Genomic DNA, 14,606 nt, shown 5'->3' with positions numbered 1-14,606 from the left:
AGTTCCAACAGCTAAGATTAGTAACCCTCATTATAGTACATATCACACTACATATCACAGTTCATCTCATCCAGTCTCTTCACTCCGCCGCGTTTTCTGCATCAAAAAAAGCCGCCCTCCAGCTCTGGAGGAACGGCTACGCTTACCTTCATTCTTGCTTCCTGGCCGGCAGTCCTTCCGCTAAATCCCCGCCAGCACCTGATACCAGACGCCGCGCTTGGAATACAGCGTCTCCCGGACCTCGGCCCAGCCCCCGAGGTAATCGATCCCGAATAGTCCGGCGGGAACCGGATACCGGCTCTCATTGGCCGCGTAGACCTGCTCGTTCACCGGACGGAAGCCGTGTTCGGCGAATACCTCCTGCGCAGCAGGTGTAGACAGATAATCGACCAGCGCCTCGGCAGCCTCCCGCGTGCCGCGCTCATCCACGTATTTGTCCACGACAGCCGCCGGATTTTCAATCAGAATCGTATCCTTAGGGATAATGATTTCATACTTCACGCCTTTGGCGATCCGCGCCAGCAGCTCATTCTCATACGTAACGATGACATCGCCCACTCCATATTCAAAGGCCGCCATCGAGGCCCGCCCGCTTTTATCCAGAGATTCCACATTAGCGTGTACCTGCTCCAGAAAAGCTTTTGCAGCCGCAGGATCCTTCACTCCGGTCTGCTCCTCGGACATCTTCAGCCCCGCTCCATAGATCGCGTTGATATCCCACTGCGCCCCGCCGGAGGTCTTGGGATTGGGGTAAAGCACCTTCACTCCCGGCTTCGCCAGATCGGAAAAATCCTTGATTCCCTTCGGGTTACCCTCACGCGTCCCCAGCGCCACCACCGAACGGGTAATCATCCCGTCCGCACCATGCTGTTTCCAGGTATCCGCGACCAGCCCCGCTTTGACCAGCTTCTCAACATCACCCTCAAGGGCCAGCAGCGTTACATCCGCTTCAAAGCCGCCGGCTATGGCTCTGGCTTGTGTTCCCGAAGCTTCATAGGATTCCTGAAAAACAATCGTCTGGCCGGTCTTGGCCTTCCAGTCCGCTGCGAATAAGGGCAGAATGTCGCCCATCGCATCCTTCACCACGCTATAAGCGCCAATGACCAGTGTAACGTCCCCTTTTTGGGGAGCTACTTCACCATCCACCGTTTCCTTACTGTCTCCGCAGCCTGCCAGAGCCAGTGCGAGCAATGCCAGCATTAGGGCTGCCAGCCATCCGTGCAGTTGTCTGCTCCTTTTGTGAACCCTCATACCGGCACACATCCTTTACTTAGATAAACACAGGCATCGGATCTTCCTTCAGCCCGTTCTCCTGAATCCAGCTGCGCTCGTCATTGAACAGATAGGCGCGGTGGACCAGCACGGAGATTTCCTGACCCGGTGTAAGAGTTTCCTTCTCAAGCGACCGGTACGTCACCAGCTTGTGCCCGTTCACTTCCACCTCGACCAGCCATTCGCTGCCGCGGAAGTGCAGATGCTTGACGATACCCTGCTCTGTCGCCGAGGCCATTTTGAACTCATGCAGATGGCCTACCTCGATATACTCCGGACGAATCAGTGCCTTGGTCGGCTTGCCGCCGCCAGCATTTTTGAAGCCCTTCAGCTCGCTCGTGCTCTCGATCAGTGTTGATTCACCGATAAAAGTGGCCACAAACGGCGTCTTAGGCTCTTTGTAAATATCCCACGGGGTGCCCTTCTGCTCCAGACGCCCCTGATTGATGATCATAATCTCATCGGCTACCTCAATCGCCTCATCCTGGTCATGCGTGACAAAGATCGAGGTAATCCCGACACGTTCGATCAGCTCGCGCAGCCAGGAACGCAGCTCCTGACGGATCTTCGCGTCGATGGCTGCAAACGGCTCATCCAGCAGCAGCAGCTGCGGCTCAGGCGCAAGCGCCCGGGCAAAAGCGACACGCTGGCGCTGCCCCCCGGACAGCTGATGAGGATAACGCTTTTCAAAACCCTTAAGTCCGGTAAGCTCGACGAGCTCAGTAACCCGGTCACGGATTGTATTCTTGTTCGCTTTCTTGACCTTTAGCCCAAAAGCGATATTCTCATACACAGTCATGTGCTTAAAGAGCGCGTAGTTCTGGAACACAAAGCCGATTTCGCGCTCCTGCGGCGGCAGATTGTTAACCGTTTTGCCATGAAAAACAATTTCACCGCTATCCGGTGTTTCCAGTCCTGCCAGCATGCGCAGAATCGAGGTTTTGCCGCCGCCGCTTGGGCCGAGCAGGCCAATCAGATGACCTTTGGTAATGCCGAAATTAACGTCCTTCACGGCGTGAAAATCTCCAAAATGCTTATTTAGTCCCCGAACCTCTACATGCATCTCTAATGCACACCCTTTCGTCTCTTACTCCATTCCATCAGCAGTAGCAGACCTGCGGAGAATGCCGCCAGCACCAATGCCACACCGCCTGCAGCCGTCACATTAAAATTCTCTACATCCTGATAGACCAGTGTAGTTGCGGTCTGCGTCTTATTCATAATGTTACCCGATACAACTAGCACGGCGCCGAATTCACCCAGCGAGCGGGCTACCGTCAGGATTACGCCATAGATGACCGCCCAGCGGATCGAAGGCCAGGTGACCTTCCAAAAGGTTGTCCAGCCGTATGCCCCGAGCGTCGAGGCGGCCTCCTCCTGCTGTGAACCGATCTCCTGCAGCACCGGCATCACCTCACGCACCATCAGCGGGAAGGTCACGAACAATGTAGCAATGACCATTCCGGGAAAAGCATAAACAATATTGACCCCAATCTGTTCAAAAAGCGCACCCAGCGCGCTGTCCGGACCGAGCAGCAAAACGATCATCAGCCCGCCGATAACCGGCGATACGGCATACGGCAGATCGACAATGCTGTTCAGCAGGCCCTTCAGCCGCTTGCCCAGCCAGTTCGCCCGCACCAGATACAGGGCCAGCATAATGCCGAACAAGGTATTCAGCAGCGTAACCACCACAACCACGAACCCGGTCATCATCAGCGCGTGCAGCGCCTCAGGTCTCGATAGTGAGGCCCAGAATCCGCTAAACCCGCCCTTGAACGCCTCCGTCGCCATTTTACCCAGCGGAGCGGCAATCAGCAGGATAAATACAAGATAGGTAAGGATAATCCATAGTTTTCTCATGATCTTCGCCCCCGCATCTGCAGCAAATTAATCAGCCAGAGGATGAGGAAGGACAAGGTCAGCAGAATGACCGACACCGCGGCGGCACCGACAGGATTATCACTTTCCACTTCACCAAAAATAAAGACTGAGGATACCAGCGTCCGTCCCGGAATATTGCCGGCTACCAGCACGACTGCACCGAATTCAGCGAGCGCCCGCGAGAAGGCCAGCATACCGCCGCTGATCATTCCCGGAGCCATCGAGGGCAGAATCACCTGCCGGAATACCCGGCTGCTCCCCGCACCCATCGTATAGGCCGCTTCTTCCTCGGAAGGATCAAGCTCCTCCAGCAGCGGCTGGACCGCCCGGATGACGAACGGGAATGTTACAAAGATCATCGCAATGACAATCGCCGGCTGATGGAACACAATCTCAAAGCCGAGCTTCTCCGCCAGTCCGCCGATCAGACTCCCTGGGCCGAGCAGCAGCAGAATCATCAGGCCTCCGACCGCCGTTGGCAAGGCAAAGGGCAAATCAACCAGACTGTTGAGCAGCGCCTTACCGGGGAACCGGTAACGGATCAATACCCAGGCAATCATCGTACCCAGCAGAACATTAATGACAGTGGCGATAACCGCCAGCTTCAGTGTTAACAGGACCGATTTCCAGGCGATCGGGTCGCTTACACTTTCGATAAAGGTACTAAAGCCCAGCGAAAAAGAATTGTAATATACGCCCAGTATCGGCAAAACAATCAGCACGACAAAATACAGCAGAATCGTTGTGCGGAATCCCCAGGTCCAGCCTTTGTGTCTAAGCAGCGAGTTCAAATTAGAAGTCCCCCCACCTCCGGATATCCGGTCGGTATAGTAGCCATTAAGCCCAACATTATTCCTATTAATATACTTGGTATTATAATTATCACTACTTTACCAAAGCCGCCTGTGTCCGTCAATTACTTTCGTTCAATTTGGGGTAAACTATAGTATATTTTATTTATAGTACAGGGAGGGGATAGCATTATGTTACATACAATCGAGATTTCGACCAGCAAAAGGGACGAACTGCGTGATATTACCCGTGAAGTTATTTCCTATGTAAAAAAGAGCGGCGTGCAAAGCGGCATTGCTGTAGTCTACTGCCCGCATACCACTGCAGGAATCGCCATTAACGAAAATGCCGATCCGGATGTTAAGCACGACGTGCTGATGAGGCTGGACGAGGTGTATCCCTGGGAGCATCCGAAATACCGCCACGGCGAAGGCAATACCGCTTCCCATTTGAAATCCATAACCACCGGGCCTTCCCAGAGCATTATCATTCATGAGGGCGCATTACTGCTCGGCCGCTGGCAGGGCATTTATTTCTGTGAGTTCGACGGGCCCAGACACCGCCAGTATTATGTAAAAATTATTGAGGGATAGAACGTTCTGAGGAAAATAACAATTAAAAATACGGCTCCGCCTTTTCAGGGCGGAGCCGCCTCTATACAATATATAGCTTCTATAACACTTTCACTATGCAAAGTTATACCAATGCACAGCTCTAAAGCGGTAAGCCCCCAAAAAGAAAGACAGCCTATAAACTGCGGCTAAGTACCTTTATATGGGTAAGAGCGGCCGGTTTAACATCATCAAACGATACTTTATCCTGGATATAATAAGAAATAAATCCGTGCGCGGACAAAAACAATGTCAGCGGAACACTCTGCCAATCCTCGGAAACATAGCCTTCTTCCTTCATATGCCGGCGTACAATGCCCGCGAATAACTCAAAACATCGTCCCTGTTCTGCCCGGCAATAAGCCAGAAGCTCTTCGTCACGGATCATGAACATGATCTCGTATTGATGCGGATGATCGAGTCCAAAACGGATAAATTCCATTACCAGCTGCTCCACCCGGGTCATTCCCGGTTCAGGAGGATTGTTCATAGCTTCATTGAGCAGGCCTGCCACGTGATTGAAATCCTCAACCATAATGGCATAGAACAGCTCCGCTTTTTCCTTGAAATGATAATAGAGCGAGCCATGGCTGTACCCCAGATGCTGTCCGATGCTGCGCATTGAAATTGCACGGTATCCTTTGGTGATGAACAGATGCCTTGCCGCCTCCAGAATTCTCTCTCTCGACAACTCCCGCTCCACTGCTCTTCTTGCCATAATCTATTCCCCTTCGCTGAAGTAAAGCCGCCGCCCTTCTGTAACCAGCGCTTGCCCCTGGGTAAGATCCGTTATCCATGCTACAAAAGCGTCACCTTCATCATTTCGCGGCAGACACAGCAGCGTTACTGTATCCGTAAAGGACGTTTCACCTGTTTTGGTGCCTTTGGCACGCAGCTCATTCTCGACCTTGCCAAGCCACGTATAATCGATCTGTACGAAGACCTCGCGCCTCAGCACCCGGGTTATGACTTCTCCAGCCTCAAGCGCCAGCACAGCGCCGTCGGCATAGGCCCGGATCAGTCCGCCTGCACCCAGCATAATGCCTCCGAAATAACGGGTAACGACGATTGCGACATTTTTAACTTGTTGGTTGCGGATTACTTCCAAAATCGGTTTCCCGGCCGTTCCACTCGGTTCCCCGTCATCTGACTGTCTTTGAATCTCATCTCTTTCGCCAATCATGTAAGCAGAGCAGTTATGCGTCGCATTGCGGTGCTGCTTCTTGATGTCCTCAATAAATTGCATAGCCTCTTCTTCATTGTCCACCGGCATCACATGGCCGATAAACCGCGACTTACGAATTACGACTTCCCGGGACCCGGGAGAACGCACCGTCCGATATTGTTCAAGCATCCTTAATCCAGTCCTTACCTGTATTTATTAACTTGATATAGTTTAGGAGCAGCCCCGGTATGGATAACCTATGGACTGCTCCCAGTTACTACATTTGTATGAAAGATCTGCGATGTGCTCTAGTTCTATTCAGTAAGTCTGGCTTCCAGCTCGGCTTTTTCTTTTTCGTAGCCCGGTTTGCCCAGCAGTGCGAACATGTTCTTCTTGTATGCTTCCACACCCGGCTGGTCGAACGGATTAACGCCCAACAGGTATCCGCTGATACCGCAGGCTTTTTCAAAGAAGTAAACCAGATAACCGAAAGTATATGGAGTTTGGTCCGGAATGGTCACAACCAGGTTCGGCACTTGTCCGTCTGTGTGTGCCAGCAGTGTTCCCTGGAATGCCTTCTTGTTGACAAAATCAACCGTTTCACCGGCCAGGAAGTTCAATCCGTCAAGATCGTCAGCATCGCTTTCGAGTGTGATGTGGTGACGAACCTGCTCAACCTGGATAACCGTTTCAAAGATGTTGCGGTTACCCTCCTGAATGAACTGTCCCATGGAGTGAAGATCTGTAGAGAAGTCAACAGAAGAAGGATAGATTCCTTTGTAATCCTTGCCTTCGCTTTCGCCGTAAAGCTGTTTCCACCATTCGGAGACAAAGTGCAGGGAAGGCTCGTAGTTGACCAGGATTTCTGTCGTTTTGCCTTTGCGGTACAATGCGTTGCGCACTGCAGCATATTGATAGCTCTGGTTGGTAGCTACATCCGGGTTGTTGAACTCATCGGCTGCAGCTGCGGCACCCTGCATCATTTCCTCAATGTCAATGCCTGCTACAGCAATCGGCAGAAGACCTACAGGTGTCAGCACGGAGTAACGTCCGCCTACATCGTCAGGGATAATGAACGACTCGTAGCCTTCTTCAGTAGCCAGCTTCTTGAGTGCGCCCTTCTCCTTGTCTGTTGTGGCATAGATGCGTTTACGTGCTTCTTCCTTGCCGTATTTCTTCTCCAGCGCTGCGCGGAAAATGCGGAACGCGATTGCCGGTTCAGTAGTTGTCCCGGATTTGGAGATTACGTTAACGGAGAAGTCCTTGCCTTCAACCAGATCAAGCAGGTGTGTAATATATGTAGAGCTGATGTTATTACCTGCGAAGTATACTTCCGGAGTCTTGCGCTGATCCTTAGGCAGATTATTGTAGAAGGAGTGAGTAAGTGCTTCAATTGCAGCACGCGCTCCCAGATACGAACCGCCGATACCGATAACGATCAGGACATCGGAATCATTCTGGATCTTCTTGGCTGCCTCTTGAATACGGGCAAACTCTTCCTTGTCATATGCGTTCGGGAGATCAATCCAGCCCAGGAAATCGGAGCCGGCCCCAGTCTTGTTATGCAGTTGCTCATGGGCTAGTTTAATCGGAGCAGCAAAGTAGTCAATTTCATGCTGGTTAAAGAAGGACAGCGCTTTGCTGTAGTCAAAATTAATCTTTTTGGACATCGGTTATGGTAACCTCCTGTTTATCTCTTTGGATTTGACACCGTTTGTTACAACTTTATAATCTAGGATACTTTAATTTGCCTTGACTGGCAAGGTCTTAGGGCACAGCGCCGGCTTTTGGAATATGTTTTTGAGAGTTACATGAAAGCGTTTGCTGATTATACATGCTCTGCTATCCCGGTGGAACAACCCTATATGCCGTGATAGAATGGTTAAAACACAGCTGGAGCAACGAACCGGCGATAAGCCGCTTCTGCTCCGGCAGCGAACCTAAAGAGTGAAGGCGGAGATGGAATGAAACAGATCGGCTTTATCGGACTCGGAACCATGGGGGCTCCCATGGCGGAAAATCTGCTCAAAGGCGGATATCAGGTTACGGTGTACAACCGTACGGCGGCAAAATGCAAGCCTTTGGAAGAAGCAGGCGCTGCTGTTGCAGCTACCCCCCAGGCCGCAGCACAGGACAAGGATGTTATTATTACCATGATCAGCAATGACGATTCGATCCGTGAGGTTTTTTACGGAGAGAACGGCATTCTGGCCGTGCTCAAGCCGGGAGCGGTAATCATCGACTCCAGCACCATTTCTCCGGGACTGGTCAAAGAGGTCGCGGCAGCCGTGGAAGAACGCGGCGGCAGCTTCCTTGATGCGCCTGTAACCGGCAGCAAGCCTGCAGCGATCGAGGGTACGCTTGTATTCATGGTCGGCGGCGGCGCCAACGTTATTGAAGCGCACCGTGACCTGTTTGATACGATGGGCCGCCTGCTGCTGCATATGGGTGAGAACGGCAGCGGCGCAGTGGCCAAGCTGGCCCACAATACCATGGTCGGCATTCATAACGTTGCCCTTGCCGAAGGATTCTCCATCGCCGTGAAAAACGGCGTTCCGGCTGACAAGTTCCTGGAGCTGGTCCAGAACGGATCTGCTGGCAGCAAACAGGCTGAGCTAAAGGGCCGCAAAATTATTGAGAATGACTTCAGCAACCAGTTCTCGCTGGCGCTTATGCTGAAGGACCTCAAGCTCGCATCGGCACTCAGCGATTCCACAGGTGTACCTGCACCGATGCTCGGACTGGCAAAGAGCATGTTCCAGGCCGGATATACACAAGGCTACGGTGACGAGGATCTGTCCGCAGTAGTCAAAACCTATGAGGAATGGATTGGCCGGAAGATCGGCTCAGACACGGCAAACCAGGAATAGACTCTGGTACAGGCTCAGCTGGCTGCTGAGGGGCTGTTATACATTCAACTAAAAAAGGTGTTCCACACCCCGCACTGCGGCAGTTGGAACACCTTTTTTGTGGGGATAACTAGCTTCGCCTTACACTTCCGATGCGCTCACTGGCTCCGCAGTGATTTGCCCTGAGCCTTCACCTTCAGTTGCCGCTCCCTGTTCTTCGTCCTCAACGGGCCACCGCAGCTCTGCCGTACGGCCGTCAATCCACCAGCTTCCGGCCGGTGTCCGGGCCAGCAGCCAGTTGCCCCATCGGCCGGTTACCTGAACCGTCTGAGGCTCCAGCATAGTTACCTTAGGAGCATAGGTTTCCGGATATTTGTACGCCGGAACGCTCTGATTCAGTACAGCTGCCGCTTCAATCTCCTCGACTATTGCCAGCTTTCCAGGGGAGGGGTGAATCCAGCCGGTGCCTTCACCTGCCTGCACCTGATACCAGTCCCCTTTTTTGGCGATTACATGCAGCATTTGCGGCTGAATGCTGATACCCCCGGTCACCATCCCTATCTTTGGATACATCTCTGTTCCGGCTAATACACTCATGGACTGCTGAAGATACTGAACCTTTTGCTTGTTCAGCCATAAGGAATGGGACTGCAGCCCGGAGTACAGCCCTACTGCCCGGTTATCGTTCCACACGCTTGCAAACTGGCTTAACGGAACATTGCTCTCCCCGGCATATTTGGCGATTTCCACTGTAAATCCGGGACGGCCAAACTCCTGGATGAACCAATCCTTGTATCCTCCGCCCGAAGGATTCTTCTCCGGGGCCACCAGAGCATATCCGGTCATCCGGCTAAGTGCCCGGGCCATTGCCTGATCGCGGGCTACATTAGCGCTAAGGGTATTAAAATGCCAAAAAATAATTTCACCTGAACTATGATAGGAGATTGTTACCTCCGGATCAATCCGGCGGGTGAAGTCCATCATAAGCTGGACCTCCGGCGCCTGTCCGGGTCTTTGTCCCTTATAATTCTGATACCAAGGGAAAGAGCCGGCATTCTTAATAGTACTCCAGTTCGCCGGATACTGGCGGTTGAGATCGATTCCCTGCATATTCGCCTTCCATCGGCTAAAGTTTGTACTGTTGCCGTTATAACGCTGCAGCGTCTTGGCCAGCTCTGCCGGCAGCCCTGACGTGCCCTGCTGGGACAAGGTAACCCCATCGGGATTGACCATCGGAACGATCCAGATGCTTACTTCGTCCAGCAGTTGGCGGACATTGTAACCTGCGATAGTTGTATTATTCACGTATGCCCCGGCATATGTGTCGACCATTTTCATCAGCACCGTGCTTGTCATCCACTCTCTGGCGTGATGGGAACCGTTCAGAGACAGCACTGCTTCCCCTCTGCCCAGCTTTACAGCCCATAGCTGCCGTCCGTATGGACTTTGTCCCAGCGACTCCATAGATACCAGATCCGGATACGCTTTCACCAAACGTTCAATATCTCTTTGCATAATAGTATAAGAATAGATCTGGTTGGGATTCACAACAGCAGCCGATGCAGAAGCCTCTGCCGGTTTTATCGCCAATAACAGGACTAGGAGCATACAACTCCACAAGCCCAGCCGAACCTTATGTACCCGCCTGTACTTCCGCGAACCTTTCATCTTCACGCCTCCTACTAATCTATGTACTCTAGCAGCTAGTGGAAGTATAAGAGAATGTCCGTATATCGTCAATATTCAACATTTTTCTGCAGAAGTTTCAACAATGCGGGCGAGGCAGGTATAAGACAGTACTTTCGCGAATTCCTTAATCCTGTAGATTATTCATAATACTTCAAGGAGGGGATTATCAGAATGCTCACTATTGTACTCGCCGATCTGCAGGATGCAGCCAGGCTGGCAGATGTCCAGAAGCTCACCTTTGATGCTGATGCCAGGCTGTACCAGAATAAAGAAGAAGACGGGCCTCCAGGTTACAGCTCTGCAGACTGGCAGGCCGAGCAGATGAATAAGGCACATTACTATAAGCTTATGGCAGAGGATAAGATTATAGGGGGCATGATTGTCTTCTCTGCTCCAGAAGCAGGGGAGTGTCACCTGGGACGCATTTTTATTGATCCTCTGCATCAGAACCATGGCTACGGGCAAGAATCATTCCGGTTCCTGTTTCAAACCTATCCCGCTGCCCGTAAATGGACGCTGGACACCCCTTCCTGGGCGCTCAGAAACCACTACTTCTATGAGAAGCTCGGCTTCGTACGTACGGGGAAAATTACAGATGAGGTAAGCGGCGAAGTCATTATCGAGTATGAACGGGTCAAGTAAGCATACCGTCACCGGTTCTGCTTAGCCACTCCTTTACCATAGCTCCTAAAAGCTCCTCCTGCTCCATATGCAGATTGTGCCCTGCACGGTCCAGGACAGCGAAGGTGGCGTGCGGGTATAAATCCAGCAGCCTCCATGCATCCCTGTACCCGGTCATGGAATCCTGTCTTCCGGTCAGAATGAGGCTCGGTTTAAGAAACGGGGGCATCCTTTCAGCATCAAAGCTAAACGGATATTTGCCTGCCGCCTTGATTCGCTCCATAAATCCGTTATCTGCCAGCTGCAGGGCGCTCACAATCTCACGGTTATAACGTTCCCAGGCAGTCCTGGTCTGCACTACAGCAATAGATGTGAATTCGTCACGCTCTGCTTCACTTAATTCCTCAAGTAATTCCTTGTCATAGACTGCAGCCTGATGCTGCGGCAGCTCTCTGTCACGCATCTCTGCAATAACACAAGGACATAAAAGAAATAAACCTCCGATAAAATCTGCGTAATTTCTGAGCAGCCCTCTTGCAAGATAGCCCCCGTACGACTGGCCGACCAGAAGAAAACGTTCACCGGGTAGCAGTGCCTCAATCATCATCTCCACAGCCCGCAGCATATCGTCTGAAGACCGTATCCAGTCTGCCGCCGGCGTTCGCCCCATACCCGGTAAATCCACATAGATCCGCCGGTACTGCTGACCTGGTGTGAATAACGGCTCCAGGCAGCCCATCATCATCCTGTGGTCCGGGCCGTTTCCATGCAGAATCAGAATAGGCTGTCCTTCCCCGGCTTCCTCATAGTTAAACGTTATGTAATCATTCGAGTACAGCAAAGCGATCAGCTCCCTGAAACAAGTATTATGCAATAGAAACAGTAACTGTTCTATAAACAAGAACATCAGTTCCTATTAACTATACCAAATACCATTATTTTGGACAAGCCTTATTCTCCGCGCCTCTGCTCGCCCGACAAAAAAAAGCCCTGCAATTAAGCAGAGCTTCTTTCTGTAGAACAGATGAAATTACAGGTTCGGGTAAGAACAGCAATAATCAGTTAAAGCGAATACTTCCAGCGCAAACTTGGAGTTTCCGGGAACGTGGAACGTTTCAGCACCCTTGATTTCTTTCCAGACGTCAGTACCGGGAAGCAGTACCTTCAGATCGCCCGACAGGATCTCCATGGTTTCCGGACCTTCCGTACCGAATTCATACACACCCGGCAGCATGATGCCGAGCGTTACCTTCGTGCCATTCTCCAGAATGACGGTACGGCTGGTTACTTTTCCATCGTAATAGATATTGGCTGCTTTGTGAACTGTTGCGTTGGTAAACTGACTCATGCGCTTATTCTCCCCTTTATGTTTATTCCGTCTATTATAGCAGGGCTTTAACGCGGCTGACTACATTTTCTACTGTAAAGCCGTATTCTTTCATTACGATATCGCCAGGCGCGGAAGCACCGAATGTAGTGATACCGAGAATATCGCCCTGATCGCCTGTGTAACGTTCCCAGCCGAAGGTCTGTGCCATTTCAACTGCAAGACGAGCCTTAACTTCAGGCAGGATAACGGAATCACGGTAAGCTTTGTCCTGTTTCTCGAACAGATCCCAGCTCGGCAAGCTGATTACACGTACATCGATGCCTTCTTCAGCCAGTGCTGCCTGAGCTTTTACAGCCAGCTGTACTTCGGAACCGGTAGCAATGATCTGTGCCTGCGGGGTACCGTTCTTGGCATCGGAAACAACATATCCGCCGCGTTTGATGTTCTCGCGTACGCCTTCTACAGTTCCGGCAAGGATCGGCAGGTTCTGGCGGGTAAGCACCAGTGCCACAGGGTTAGCTGTGTTCTCAAGCGCATAAGCCCAAGCCGCGGATGTTTCGTTGGCATCAGCCGGACGGATTACAGTCAGACCCGGGATAATACGCAGGGAAGCCAATTGCTCGATCGGCTCATGGGTAGGGCCGTCTTCACCGACAGCGATACTGTCATGAGTCAGAACGTAGGTTACCGGCAGCTTCATGATGGAAGCCAGACGGACAGCCGGACGCAGGTAGTCGGTGAATACGAAGAACGTTCCGCCGAATACTTTGAGACCGCTGTGCAGGGCAATCCCGTTCATTGCTGCAGCCATACCGAATTCACGTACGCCGAAATAGATGTTACGGCCATCATAGGATTCGGAAGTAAACTGGGTCAAGCCCTTCAGGTGAGTCATTGTGGAACTTTCAAGGTCAGCAGATCCGCCCACGAGCTGCGGAACTCCGGCTGCCAGTGCGTTCAGTGCATTACCGGAAGCAACGCGGGTGGATACGGCTTTGTCTTCTGCTGTGAAGAACGGAAGCTGTGCATCCCAGCCTTCTGGAAGCTCACCGCTGATTGCAGTTTCAAACTGTGCAGCCAGCTCAGGATATGCTTCTTTGTAAGCTGCGAATTTCTCGTCCCATGCTTTATTAGCGGCAATCCCTTTTTCCTTCACTTCAGCAAAACGTGCACGTACTTCATCCGGTACAAAGAAGTCCTCTTCATATACCCATTTGTAGAAGTCTTTAGTCAGTTTCGCTTCGTCAGCGCCTAGCGGAGAACCGTGGGTACCGCCATGGCCGCCTTTACCTTGTTTGTTCGGGCTTCCGTAGCCGATAACGGTTTTAACTTCGATCAGGGTCGGCTTGCTTGTATCGGCCTGTGCATCAGCAATAGCCTGTCCCAGAGCCGGAAGATCGTTACCGTCCTCAACGCGCAGAACCTGCCAGCCGTAAGCTTCAAAACGCTGTGCAACATTCTCGGAGAACGCCAGGTTCAGCTTGCCGTCGAGCGAGATATCATTTGAATCGTACATTACAATCAGCTTGCCCAGCTTAAGGTGTCCTGCCAGGGAGGCGGATTCGGAGGAGATACCTTCCATCAGGTCACCGTCGCCGCAGATTGCGTACGTATAGTGGTCGATTACATCGTGATTGTCTTTATTATAAGTAGCTGCCAGCTGAGCTTCAGCCATAGCCATACCTACTGCCATACCAATACCTTGTCCCAGCGGACCTGTAGTCGCATCAACACCTGCAGTGTGACCGAACTCAGGATGGCCTGGAGTCAGGCTACCCCATTGGCGGAACTGTTTCAATTCTTCCATCGGCAGGTCGTAGCCGCTCAGGTGCAGCAGGCTGTACAGCAGCATAGAGCCGTGTCCGGCGGACAATACAAAACGGTCACGGTTAACCCATGTCGGGTGATCCGGATTATGATTCATTGTTTTGGCAAACAGTTGGTAACCCATCGGTGCGGATCCCATCGGCATACCCGGGTGGCCGGAGTTAGCTTTTTCGATAGCATCAATAGCGAGCGTACGGATCGTAGTGATCGCCAGGTTATCCACCGTCGAATTTTCTTCCTTATGGATCGCTTGCTCTTTTGCCTGCTCAGTCATTAAAATAATCCTCCTCTAAATCAAGAATGTCATTTTGACTATTATTGTATCACTAATGTGGAAGCATTACCAATTGTTTTTGCAAAACACAGGCTTTCAACAGCTTATATTCTGCTGGTTCCCGCCGGATTATACACTGCCCGCACACAGAAACATCATCTAATCTGCACATCACATACTGGTCTCAAGACCAGGTACTTAGCCTTTAGTCCAGTTTCAGGTTAAGACTAAAGTTTGTTTCCCGGAGACGGATTATACAGTAAGATGAAGTTACCTAACGAGGATTTTACCG

General features: G+C 51.6%; 14 protein-coding genes. 3 read left to right on the top strand and 11 right to left on the bottom strand.

The window, feature by feature from the left end:
• Positions 1-180: 180 nt before the first annotated feature.
• From AC4G46_RS06405 to cysT, 4 genes are read right to left on the bottom strand one after another with little or no spacing between them, the layout of a single operon-like run.
• Complete coding sequence (locus AC4G46_RS06405; protein ID WP_491127185.1) at positions 181-1,251, bottom strand: sulfate ABC transporter substrate-binding protein; 1,071 nt, start codon at positions 1,249-1,251, stop codon at positions 181-183.
• Positions 1,252-1,270: 19 nt separating this feature from the next.
• Positions 1,271-2,335 carry a sulfate/molybdate ABC transporter ATP-binding protein gene (locus AC4G46_RS06400; RefSeq protein WP_090719370.1) on the bottom strand — a complete coding sequence of 355 codons (1,065 nt, stop codon included), beginning with the start codon at positions 2,333-2,335 and terminating at the stop codon, positions 1,271-1,273.
• Between the two features lie 2 nt (positions 2,336-2,337).
• Positions 2,338-3,135, bottom strand: a complete 798-nt coding sequence (locus tag AC4G46_RS06395; protein WP_491127184.1) for a sulfate ABC transporter permease subunit — start codon at positions 3,133-3,135, stop codon at positions 2,338-2,340.
• Positions 3,132-3,947 (bottom strand): sulfate ABC transporter permease subunit CysT, encoded by an 816-nt coding sequence (gene cysT, locus AC4G46_RS06390; protein WP_068722183.1) that lies wholly within the window; start codon positions 3,945-3,947, stop codon positions 3,132-3,134. The genes AC4G46_RS06395 and cysT overlap by 4 nt, the downstream gene beginning before the upstream one ends.
• Positions 3,948-4,139: 192 nt before the next feature.
• Here cysT and AC4G46_RS06385 point away from each other — a divergent pair, with 192 nt between their 5' ends.
• Positions 4,140-4,541: a secondary thiamine-phosphate synthase enzyme YjbQ gene (locus tag AC4G46_RS06385; protein WP_491127183.1), complete on the top strand. Its 402-nt coding sequence runs from the start codon at positions 4,140-4,142 to the stop codon at positions 4,539-4,541.
• A gap of 154 nt (positions 4,542-4,695) precedes the next feature.
• Here the strand turns inward: AC4G46_RS06385 and AC4G46_RS06380 are convergent, their stop codons facing one another.
• The 3 genes from AC4G46_RS06380 to AC4G46_RS06370 form a co-directional block, all read right to left on the bottom strand.
• Complete coding sequence (locus AC4G46_RS06380) at positions 4,696-5,277, bottom strand: TetR/AcrR family transcriptional regulator (RefSeq protein WP_491127182.1); 582 nt, start codon at positions 5,275-5,277, stop codon at positions 4,696-4,698.
• Between the two features lie 3 nt (positions 5,278-5,280).
• Positions 5,281-5,913 (bottom strand): YigZ family protein, encoded by a 633-nt coding sequence (locus AC4G46_RS06375; protein ID WP_042173638.1) that lies wholly within the window; start codon positions 5,911-5,913, stop codon positions 5,281-5,283.
• Between the two features lie 125 nt (positions 5,914-6,038).
• Positions 6,039-7,394: a glucose-6-phosphate isomerase gene (locus AC4G46_RS06370; RefSeq protein ID WP_491127181.1), complete on the bottom strand. Its 1,356-nt coding sequence runs from the start codon at positions 7,392-7,394 to the stop codon at positions 6,039-6,041.
• Positions 7,395-7,688: 294 nt separating this feature from the next.
• Between AC4G46_RS06370 and AC4G46_RS06365 the strand changes: the two genes are divergently transcribed.
• Positions 7,689-8,594, top strand: a complete 906-nt coding sequence (locus AC4G46_RS06365; RefSeq protein WP_491127180.1) for an NAD(P)-dependent oxidoreductase — start codon at positions 7,689-7,691, stop codon at positions 8,592-8,594.
• A 120-nt stretch (positions 8,595-8,714) separates the two neighbouring features.
• On the opposite strand, the gene AC4G46_RS06360 is transcribed toward AC4G46_RS06365, so the two are convergent.
• Positions 8,715-10,163 carry a M14 family zinc carboxypeptidase gene (locus AC4G46_RS06360; protein ID WP_491127179.1) on the bottom strand — a complete coding sequence of 483 codons (1,449 nt, stop codon included), beginning with the start codon at positions 10,161-10,163 and terminating at the stop codon, positions 8,715-8,717.
• A 270-nt stretch (positions 10,164-10,433) separates the two neighbouring features.
• Here AC4G46_RS06360 and AC4G46_RS06355 point away from each other — a divergent pair, with 270 nt between their 5' ends.
• Positions 10,434-10,904, top strand: coding sequence for a GNAT family N-acetyltransferase (locus AC4G46_RS06355; protein WP_491127178.1), 471 nt, complete (start codon positions 10,434-10,436; stop codon positions 10,902-10,904).
• On the opposite strand, the gene AC4G46_RS06350 is transcribed toward AC4G46_RS06355, so the two are convergent.
• The 3 genes from AC4G46_RS06350 to tkt all read right to left on the bottom strand — a co-directional run bounded on the left by AC4G46_RS06350 (position 10,897) and on the right by tkt (position 14,314).
• Positions 10,897-11,724 carry an alpha/beta fold hydrolase gene (locus tag AC4G46_RS06350; protein ID WP_491127177.1) on the bottom strand — a complete coding sequence of 276 codons (828 nt, stop codon included), beginning with the start codon at positions 11,722-11,724 and terminating at the stop codon, positions 10,897-10,899. The two genes, AC4G46_RS06355 and AC4G46_RS06350, sit on opposite strands and share 8 nt — an antisense overlap.
• Before the next feature lie 189 nt (positions 11,725-11,913).
• Positions 11,914-12,231, bottom strand: a complete 318-nt coding sequence (gene ppnP / locus AC4G46_RS06345) for a pyrimidine/purine nucleoside phosphorylase (RefSeq protein ID WP_068722189.1) — start codon at positions 12,229-12,231, stop codon at positions 11,914-11,916.
• A 34-nt stretch (positions 12,232-12,265) separates the two neighbouring features.
• Complete coding sequence (gene tkt, locus AC4G46_RS06340; RefSeq protein ID WP_491127176.1) at positions 12,266-14,314, bottom strand: transketolase; 2,049 nt, start codon at positions 14,312-14,314, stop codon at positions 12,266-12,268.
• Between the last annotated feature and the right edge of the window lie 292 nt (positions 14,315-14,606).

The organism is Paenibacillus sp. fava2, from assembly GCF_058313675.1.
This window is presented reverse-complemented; position numbering and strand designations above follow the sequence as displayed.